General features: G+C 67.4%; 6 protein-coding genes. All 6 read left to right on the top strand.

What is annotated here, in order from left to right:
- Positions 1–891, top strand: an 891-nt coding sequence (locus tag VLU25_06960) for a thiamine pyrophosphate-dependent enzyme (GenBank protein HSR67664.1), incomplete at its 5' end; no start/stop codon positions are given.
- A gap of 14 nt (positions 892–905) precedes the next feature.
- Entirely contained in the window at positions 906–3404 is a 2499-nt protein-coding gene (locus tag VLU25_06955; GenBank protein ID HSR67663.1) for a ferredoxin, read from the top strand.
- 9 nt (positions 3405–3413) lie between these two features.
- The gene (locus VLU25_06950) at positions 3414–4280 is read left to right on the top strand and encodes an RnfABCDGE type electron transport complex subunit B (protein ID HSR67662.1); all 867 of its coding nucleotides are present in this window, start codon (positions 3414–3416) and stop codon (positions 4278–4280) included.
- The gene (locus VLU25_06945; GenBank protein HSR67661.1) at positions 4273–7833 is read left to right on the top strand and encodes a 4Fe-4S binding protein; all 3561 of its coding nucleotides are present in this window, start codon (positions 4273–4275) and stop codon (positions 7831–7833) included. The genes VLU25_06950 and VLU25_06945 overlap by 8 nt, the downstream gene beginning before the upstream one ends.
- A gap of 12 nt (positions 7834–7845) precedes the next feature.
- Positions 7846–9192 (top strand): electron transport complex subunit RsxC, encoded by a 1347-nt coding sequence (gene rsxC, locus VLU25_06940; GenBank protein HSR67660.1) that lies wholly within the window; start codon positions 7846–7848, stop codon positions 9190–9192.
- A partial coding sequence (locus VLU25_06935) for an RnfABCDGE type electron transport complex subunit D (GenBank protein ID HSR67659.1) occupies positions 9189–9852 on the top strand: 664 nt, incomplete at its 3' end. The genes rsxC and VLU25_06935, both read left to right, overlap by 4 nt.

The raw sequence follows: 9852 nt of genomic DNA, 5'->3' as shown, positions 1-9852 counted from the left end.
TACTGCGCCGCCGAGCCGCGCTGGTGCCCCGGGTGCGGAGACCACTCGGTGCTCAACGCGGTGCAGCGGCTGGCCCGCCAGCGCCAAATGCCTCCCGAGCAGACCGTGGTGGTCTCGGGCATCGGCTGCTCCAGCCGCTTTCCCCATTACATGAAGACCTACGGATTCCACGGCCTGCACGGACGCGCCCTCCCGGTGGCCTGCGGAGTCCGCAGCCGGCGCCCCGACCTCAATCTTTTCGTGGTCACCGGCGACGGCGACTGCTGCGCCATCGGCATGGGCCACTGGGTGCACGCCATGCGCTACAACATGGACATGACCATCCTGCTTCTGGACAACCACATCTACGGGTTGACCAAGAAGCAGACCTCGCCCACTACCGGCAAGGGATCGGTTTCCAACACCCACCCCCAGGGCTCGTTCTTCGTGCCGCTCAATCCCATCACGCTGGCCCTGGGCATCTCCAACGTATCGTTCGTGGCCCAGACGGTGGACTGGAATCCGCCTCACGTCTACGCCACCATTCAGGCGGCTCACGAGCACAAGGGAACCTCTTTCGTGCGCATCTTCCAGCGCTGCCCTCACTTCACCCACGACGTTTTCGCCGAAGCCCAGAAGGACCCCTCGCAGGTGCTGATGATGACGCATGAAGACGGCATTCAACTGGCCCCCGAGGCGGCCAAGCTGTTCAAGAACCAGACCGAGCACGACCCGTCCGACCTGCAGGAAGCGCGCGAGATCGCCTCCCACGAGGAACTCTTTCCGATCGGGCTCTTCTACCGAAACCCGCAGGCCGAGCGCTATGAAAACGCCAGCGTTGCGGGCATGGGAATGAGTCCGCAGGAAAAACTGACGGCCTTGGAGCGGGCCCTGGACCGCTTCACCATCTGAGAGCGGAGGCTGACGTGAAGGAGCAACTAGTCAACACCCCGCCCCGGACGGGCGACGAGGAAAGGGACTGGGCCGAGGCCATTCGGGAATTTCACCTGGCAGGGCAAGGGCCGGCCATGCCCGACGATCCGCCGCCCGATGAGCCGCTGTGGCCGGCCGCCGTTCACGGTCTCGAAGCGCAGGGCGAGTCCGCCTATGCATTCCCCTTTTTGCTCCCCGAGCCTTCGGGTGAGGAGAACAAGGGGCCGCGTCCGCTGAGGGAGGTGCTCGGCCAAGCCCTCGAAACCTGTCGCCAAGATGGGGCCGAGACCTTGTTGCTGGAGTCTCATCTGGAGAAGATCGTGCACTTGGCCGACCGCTGGGACTGGACACAACCCAGCGCCCCCGCCGCATCGGTTCTGGAGGAGGCACTGCAACGCTTTCTGGACTCCTTCGGCGACTCCAGCCAGGCGGCGCGCAGGGAACTGGCGCAGGAAGTCGAAGCGCTGCGCCGCCATCTGCCTCGAGAAGGCGCTCTAGTGGCCTTTCATCCCCTGGCCCCGCTGGTGCTTTACGCTTGGTCGCTGACCCGGGGACGCCATCAGGCCGCCCGCGAGTTGAGCCGGGAAGTCCGCCGCCTGTCCACCGAGTTGGAAGGACGTCTGGAGTCGGACACCCGGCTCAAAGGCGAAGATGCCGACCACATCTCCCATTCGATGGGAGAGCAGGGCGATGCGCTGCTGGACGCGGCGGCGCTTTCAGACCTGCTGCCCCCGAAACGCGGTTCCAGGCCTCTTGAACCGCAGCGGCGGGAGCGCATGGAGAAGGCCCTTCAGGACCTCCGTGAGCACCTCGAAGCCTGGCGCAACGAGCCCCCCTTTTACCTCCTCCACCGCGGATCGCCGCCAACTCTGCCGGGACTGGAGACCAAGGCCCTGCAGCGCCATCGGGAACCGCTGCAAGCCGCTCCCGATTTCTTCGACGAGCTGATGGGGCGCCGGCTGCGGGTGCTGCGTGCCATGCGCATCGCCGCTCTGGAGATCGAAGGGCGATATACTCCGGAGCTTCACGACGCCGTCTTCAAGCGCTTCCAGTGGCAGTCCTGCTCGGAAGAAGAGCTGCGGGCCATGCCTCCGGTGGTAGTGCTGGAATCAGCACAGCGCCTGAGCGGACGCGCCATGTCCGACCTCAGCCAGGTGCTGGGATCGTCGCGTCCCATCCACGTTCTGGCACTCAACGACGATCCGCTGACCCGCCTGAGCGGCGACCAACTCGACCTGTCCACCGGCTACCTGCCCGACCTGGGATACCTGGCCATGGCCCACCGCGAAGCTTTCGTCCTGCAGGGGACGCTGGTACGCCCCGGCCTCCTGCTGGAAGGCCTGGGCAAGCTCTCCCAGACGCTGGACCCGTCGCTGGCGCTGATCTGGGTTCCCGAGGCGGCCGACGCCTCCCCGAAGCAGGAAGCGCAAAAGGTTCCTTCCCACCGCTGGAGCTGGATGCTGGGCTGGTCGGCCCACGCCGGACGCGCCGCCACCTGCTTCACCTACTCTCCGGCGGACGGATTGACCTGGGCCGAGCGCTTCGACCTGCGGGGCAATCCTCAACCGGAGTCGCTCTGCCCGACCTACAGGGTGCCTTTTCAAGACGCCGAAGGACGTGAGCAGGAACTGGACGTTTCCCTGACCCTGGCCCATGCCGCCGCCCTCAATCCCAACTACCGCCGCCACTTCCGCGTCATCCCCCGCCAGGCCTGGGAGGAGGAGGGAGAGGAGTCCGCCGGCCGCCCCCGGCAGATGGACATCGCGGGCTACCTCGAGCAATTCGACCAGACGCCTCCCAGCGCCGTCCCCTACCTGTGGGTATTGGACCAAGACATGACCCCGCGGCGGGCCGTCATGACGCGCGAGATGGCCGCCGCCTGCCGTGACCGCAAACGCTCCTGGCGCATGCTGCAGGAACTGGCGGGAGTCAACAACGAATACGTCCGCCGGGCCGAGGCCAAGCTGCGCAAAGAACTGGAAGAACGCCTGCTGGCCGAGCAAGAGGCCCTGTTGGAAGAAGCCCGCAAGCAAGGCGCCGAAGAAGCCATCGACCGCCTGGTCGGCATCCTCACCGGCGTCGAGATGGCTCCCGCCGGCGATCTGGCGGCGCCGAGCCTGGCAGAGGAGGCCGCAGCACAAGAGCCTGCCCACGAAAAAGCGGCCGCATCCCACGACCCCGACTCTGGCGGCCAAGCCGTATCCCCAGGCGGGGGTCCCGCCGCTCCGGACGATGACGGGTTCGAGGAGCCCTACATCGACACCATCTTGTGCACCTCCTGCAACGACTGCATCCAGCTCAATCCGCTGCTTTTCAAGTACAACGGCGACAAGCAGGCCGAGATCGCCGATGCGGGCGCAGGGACCTACGCACAACTGGTGCAGGCCGCCGAGAACTGTCCGGCCCACTGCATTCACCCGGGAACGCCGCGTCCCGAGGACGCAACCGCCACCCCTGAGATGGTGGCCCGCGCCCAGGCTCTGGAGGGCTGAGGAGGAAGCATGGAGACCATCGCCGCCGCCGCTCTCATCATGACCTCGCTGGCCGGGGTCTTCGGAATCCTGCTGGCGCTGGCCGACCACTTCCTCAAAGTGGAGGAAGATCCGCGCCTGGAGCAGCTCGACGACATGCTGCCGGGCAACAACTGCGGAGCCTGCGGCGAGCCCGGCTGCCACGCCTTCGCCGAGAAACTGCTGGCCGGGGAAGTGCCGCCCGCCAAGTGCACCGTCAGCAACGCCCAAGCGCTGGAGGAGATCGCCTCGCTGCTGGGCGTCGAGGTGGGGGCCGAAGTCCACCGCGTGGCCCGCCTCAAGTGCGCCGGCGGACACGGACGGGTGGCCGAGCTGGCCGCCTATCAAGGCATGGAGTCGTGCCGCGCCTCCGTCCTCGTCAACGGCGGCGGACGCGCCTGCTCCTGGGGATGCCTGGGGCTGGGCGACTGCAAGCAGGTCTGCGACTTCGACGCCATCTTTATGAACAGCCAGGGGCTCCCCACCGTCATCGCCGACGCCTGCACCGCCTGCGGCGACTGCGTGGACGTCTGCCCCCTGGATCTTTTCGAGATCCACCCTGTTACCCACCGCCTCTTCGTGCAGTGCAATTCCCCGCTGGAGGGCGAAGCGGCCCGCCTGCGCTGCGGAGTCACCTGCGACGGCTGCGGACGCTGCGCCGCTGACGCTCCCCAAAGCGTGGAGATGCTGGGCGGACTGCCCAAGATCGACTACGACGGTCCCGCCGAGCCTCCCGAGAAGGCCACCTACCGCTGCCCCACCGGAGCCATCGTCTATTTCGACGATAGCGGACAGCAGTTCCCCGACAGCATCCCCCACTGGATGAAGCCCAGGGACGAGGAGGAGCGACATGTTTAAGAAGCGTCCTCCGGCAGCGCTGCCCCCGCGTCCTGGGGCGGACGCCTGGGTGATCGGCGAGGTGGAGGCCTCCTGCGGGTCGAGAATTTTTGAGGACGGGCAGCCCGGCGAAGCCCTGTCGGCGGCCCAGGGAAGCGCCATGAGCGGACGGCGCAGCGCCGCCATCCTGCGGGGAAGCCTTGAGTCGGCTCTCCCCGCTCTGCGCCTGGCTGCATCCAGACAGGTTGCGCTGGTCGTCCACGCCCTGGGCGAAGCCGATCACAGCGCCTGCCACCTGGCCGCTGAAAGCGGATGCTTCCTGCTCATGCCCGAGGACGCTCAACAGGCCGCCGACCTGACCCTGCTGGCCCATCGGGTTTCGGAGCAGTCGCTGGTCCCGGCGGTGCTGGTCCACGACTGGCCCGACGTTCCGAATGAAGAGAACGACCTGCCCGAGGAATGGGAAGCGTCCCTGGATCTGCCTTCCCAGCGCCTCGTCCGACGCTATCTGGGGCAGGAGGACGACTCCATCGACTCGCCTTCTGAGGCCCAGTTCCAGATCTTCGGCGAATTCCGCCGCCGAGTCCCCCGCTGGATCGATCCCGACCATCCGGTGGCCTGGAGTTCCCGACCCGCCGCCGACACCGCAGCCCAGGTGGGACGCGAGGTCTTCTTCCGCCAGCAGGTGGCTGATTTGGCCCGCCAGGCCATGGACGAGCTGGCCCGGCAAACGGACCGTCCGCTTTCGCCTCTGCGCGCCTATCAAATCGACAAGGCCGCGCAGGTCATCGTCGCTCAGGGAGCCGCCTTCCACCAGGCCTGCCGCTTAGCCAGCCGCCTCAAGCGGGACCAGGGCCGCAGGGTGGGCGTGCTGGGATTGACTTTTTTACGTCCCTTCTCCTCCTACGAGCTGCGGGACGCGCTTTCACACCGGCCTCTTCTGACGGTGCTGGAACGCGTCCCGCTGCTCTACGACTCCGAGGCCCCTCTGCGCCGCCAGATCACTGCCGTCCTGGGAAGCTGGGACGATGCGTGGGTCACCGCCCACCTGCCCGGAGCTTTCCATGGCATCGAACTTCCTCTGTCGGCCCTGCTGGCCGAGCAGCGAGACCGCCCCGGCCGGCGCTCGCGCGTGGTGCTGGGACTCCCAGCGGGTCCCGGCGAGAGCCCCTTCCCCAAGCGCGAGAGCTTGCTGGCGGCGGTCCGCAACGCCTACCCCCAGTTGCAGAGGTTGTCGCTGCAAGGGGACGGACAGGACGAGCCCCGCATGGCCGCGGGTCCCGGCCAGAGCCCCGAAGGGAAGGAGCCCGACATCCCTCCCCTCGTCCGCCGCCTGGGCCCGGGCGAGCACAACTTTCATAGCCTGGCCGCCTTCTGGGGAGACCTGGCCCAACCCCTTCGCGAAGGCGCCTACGAAGGCTTTCCCGACCCGCTTTTCACGCTGGGATCGGTCCCTTCCAGCAGCGCGGCCTTGGCGCCGGCGGCGGAAGGCGACTCGCTGCCCGTCCTCGACCCCGACCAATGCACGGGGTGCGGACACTGCTGGACGCTCTGTCCCGACTCGGCCATTTCCGCCACCGTCCTGGACCTGCGCACCTGGCTCGATCACGCCATCAAGCCGCTGGCCAAGCATCCCCAGGGCTCTACGCTGCGCCGGGTGATGGGCAAGTGGGTCAACCACATCGCCTCCCGCCTGGGTGAGGACCAGGCCCTGACTGCCGACCTCGTCCTGGAGGCCTATCAGGAGGTGGCTCCGGACGCTCCCGATGAAGACCCGTCCGACTTGCTGGACTCTCTGCGGACCGCGCTCGAGGAGGCCACGGCACCTGCCTGCATACTCACCGAGCGTTTCTTCGCCGAGCCGGAATCGCGCAAGCAAGGCCAGGGGGCAGTGCTCTTCATGGCCTTCAACCCCTCCACCTGCCGCGCCTGCCGCGCCTGCATCGAGGAATGCCCCGAAGAGGCCCTGACCGCCGCTCCCCGCGATGACAACACCACCGGCCCGGCGGCCCAGGCCTGGCGCACCCTGGAGTCTTTCCCCGACACCCCGGGCCCCATCATCGCCGAAGCCCTCCGCGCAGCCCGCCAGCAAGACGCCCCCGGTGCCGGTGGAAGGCTTGCACCCGCAGCCGGCCAGCCAGACGACCTCCGGGCTGGTGGCAGGCACATCTCCGCGGCCGGCCAGCAGGATGAACCCAGGGCTGGTGGGAGGCGCATCCCTGCGGCGATCCTGACAAACGGCCAAGAAACCGACGCGCCCGAACTGAGCGAAGCCGCTCAAGCCAGACTCCCCTACCCCGCCTGGACCCGCCTGGCCTCAATACTCCTCTCACGCCACTGCGCCCAAGCCCAGCTCGGCGGCGGCGACAGCGAGCCCGGCAGCGGCTCCCGCTTGGCCGGACGCCTGATAGCCGCCATAGCCGAGTACGCCGGACAGCAGCAGGCCTCCCGCCGCGTCCGCCGTGTGCAGGAACTGACGGGCCAAGTCCACGACCGCCTCCACAAGCTGCTTAGCGCCGGACTCGATGCCGCCGATCCCGAGTTGCTGGAATCGGCCTTGGGCGAACTGGACGAATCGGAAACCCGCCTGGCCCGCCTCGACGAAGCCTTGGCCAAGCAGGGTCAGAGCATCCGCCTCGACCGCGACAAGATGGCCGATCTGGCCCGCCTGGAGCGCCAGTTACAGGACGCCGCCTGGCGCCTGGAAGAAGGCCCCTCGCGCCTGGGGCGGGCGCGTTTTCAGGTGGTGATCGCCGGAGCCTCAACGGCCCCATGGGCCGCACGCTACCCCTGGCACCCATTCCATGCGCCTCTGGTGGCCGATCTCTCCCAGCAAGGCATCGATCTGACGTTGGGACTGGCCGAGTCGTCGGCCCGCCGGGCCGTCGAGGAAGCCCGCCTGCTGCGTTCCGCCCGGCTCAAGTCTCAAGACCCGCCCGACCTCAAGGATCAGCTTCAGCAACTCAACCAGCTCGCTTGGGCGGATCTCGAGGATGAAGAACGCGCCGCCTGCGTCCCCATCCTGCTGCTCACGGACCCGGAGACCCTGGCCGCCCATTCGCTGGCCTCCCTGAGCCGGCTCATGACCGCCCCCTATCCCATCAAGGTCATCCTCCTGCGGGGCGGATCCATCTCTGCGGCGATGGGCGATATGTGGTCATCGCTGACCCGGTCCATGTTCTTCCCCGAGGTCTTCCTTTTGAGTTCCACGCCAGCCCACCCGGCTCACCTGTGCGAAGGATTTGAGGCTGCCCTTCAATACCCCGGTCCCGCCCTTATCGGACTCTACTCCCCGAGCCCCAGACGCGACGGATTTCCGCCCAGCGATTGCCTGAAACAGGCCCGACAAGCCGCGCAAACGCGCCTCCACCCGCTTTTCAAGCGCGACCCGCGCAGCGAAGGAGTGCCGGACGGCAAACAACAAGAGAAAGAGAGGGAAGAAGTCGAAGAAAGCCGAGAGTCGCTCCAAACCCAACACCAGGACCGCCGCGCGCAGGACCGGCACAGCTTTCAACAGCAGGTGGCTGATGCCCTGCGCCGGCGCCTCCGCCAGTTAGCGGGCATCGATTCTTAGCGAGGACTTCACATGAGCAGCGCGGCGCACCAACTTCACAGCACCACTTTCCGCCACGGAGTCCACCCGCCCCAGCGCAAGGACGCCACCAAGCGGCGTCCCATCGAGCGCTTCCCCTTCGTGGAGGAATACGTGATGCCGCTCTCGCAGCACATCGGAGCTCCCTCGGTGGCGCTGGTGCGGGCGGGCGACGAGGTCAAGCGCGGACAGCTCATCGCCAAGGCCGGGGGATTCGTCTCAACCACCCTGCACGCCCCCGTCAGCGGACGCGTCAAGGCGGTCGAACCGCGTCCTCACCCCACGGGAAAAATGATGCCCGCCATCGTCATCGAGGCCGACCCCTACTCCAGCCAGCGCATCGACCCTTCGGCGGCCGTGGACCCCGCCGCGCTCAGCAACCAGGAGGTGGTGCAGAGCGTCCAGATGGCCGGATTGGTGGGGCTGGGCGGCGCCGCCTTCCCCAGCCACGTCAAGCTCTCGATGCAGCCCGACCGGCCCGTCCGCCAGGTGGTCATCAACGGCTGCGAGTGCGAGCCCTACCTGACCTGCGACGCCCGCCTGATGGCCGAGCGTCCTGAGGCGGTGCTGCGCGGAACCGAGATCCTGATGCAGGCCCTCTCGGCCGAGCAGGGCTGGGTGGCGGTGGAGGACAATAAACCCGAGGCCATCGAGGCTCTGCGGCAAGCGGCGGCGGCCTTTCCCCGGCCCGTCGAAATCGCCGGCCTGGAGGTCAAATACCCCCAGGGCGCCGAAAAGATGCTAATCGAGGCCCTGCTGGGGACGCGCGTGCCGCCCGGCGGACTGCCGCTCGACATCGGCGTGCTGGTCAACAACGTGGCCACTACGGCGGCCATGGCCGACTGGTTCGACCGCGGCATTCCCCTGGTGGAGCGGGTGGTAACGGTGACCGGGGAGGGCATCTCGCGTCCCCGCAACCTGCTGGTTCCGCTGGGGACGCCGGTTTCGGCCCTGGTCGAATACTGCGGAGGGCTGCACACAGACACCAGGCAAGTCATCATGGGGGGACCCATGATGGGAATGGCCCAAAAGAACCTGGACGTGCCGGTGCTCAAGGGAACCTCGGGCATTCTGGCCTTTACCGAGGTCCTGCCCGGACGCGACATCGAATACCCCTGCATCCGCTGCGGACGCTGCCTGGAGGCTTGCCCCATGTTCCTCAACCCCACCCGGCTGGCCCAACTGGCCCGTGTGGACGCGGTGCAGGAACTGGAAGCGCTGCACGTCCTCGACTGTTTCGAATGCGCCTCCTGCTCGTACATCTGCCCCTCCAACATCCCGCTGGTGCAATGGATACGCATGGGCAAGAACATGGTGAGGGAGGCCAAAAAGCGGTCATGAAACAGCGTCCCAGAGAACTGGTCATCTCTACCAGCCCCTTCCTCAAGACCGAGACCAGCACTCCCCGCATCATGGCCGAGGTGAATCTGGCGCTGCTGCCCGTCCTGGCGGCGGCGGGGTACTACTTCGGACTGGGGGCGCTGCTTGTGGTGGCCGCGTCCGCTCTGGGCGCCGTGGGCACCGAGTACCTTTTCACCCGGCCCAACGCCACGCTGCGCGACAACTCGGCCCTGCTCACGGGCGTCCTGCTGGGACTGATCCTGCCGCCCGCCTTTCCCCTCTGGATGGCCTTTTTGGGCGGCTGCGTCGCCATCGGGCTGGGCAAGCTCATCTGGGGCGGACTGGGGCAGAACATCTTCAACCCGGCGCTGGTGGGGCGGGCCTTTTTGCAGGCCTGCTTCCCCACCGCCATCACCACCTGGACGCCCCCTGGAGGCGGCTTCTTCCACCTTTCGCCGCGGCTTTTCGCCGTCCCCCTCATGCAGGCTCCCCTAGACACCGTCTCCGGAGCCACGCCGTTGGGGCTGGCCAAGTTCGAGAACCAGTCCACCGCCTGGATGCCGCTGCTCTCCGGCGACATCGGCGGATCCATCGGCGAGACCAGCGCCGCGGTGCTCATCCTGTGCGGACTGTGGCTGGCCGTCCGCCGCGTGTTCGACT

The sequence above is a fragment of the Acidobacteriota bacterium genome (assembly GCA_035471785.1).
Lineage (GTDB): Bacteria > Acidobacteriota > UBA6911 > RPQK01 > DATIPO01 > JANQFM01.
This window is presented reverse-complemented; position numbering and strand designations above follow the sequence as displayed.

Excerpts from the sequence above, each read along its gene's own strand:
- VLU25_06950 (HSR67662.1), top strand. The coding sequence starts at position 3,414 with ATGGAGACCATCGCCGCCGCCGCTCTCATCATGACCTCGCTGGCCGGG.
- VLU25_06945 (HSR67661.1), top strand. The coding sequence starts at position 4,273 with ATGTTTAAGAAGCGTCCTCCGGCAGCGCTGCCCCCGCGTCCTGGGGCG.
- rsxC (HSR67660.1), top strand. The coding sequence starts at position 7,846 with ATGAGCAGCGCGGCGCACCAACTTCACAGCACCACTTTCCGCCACGGA.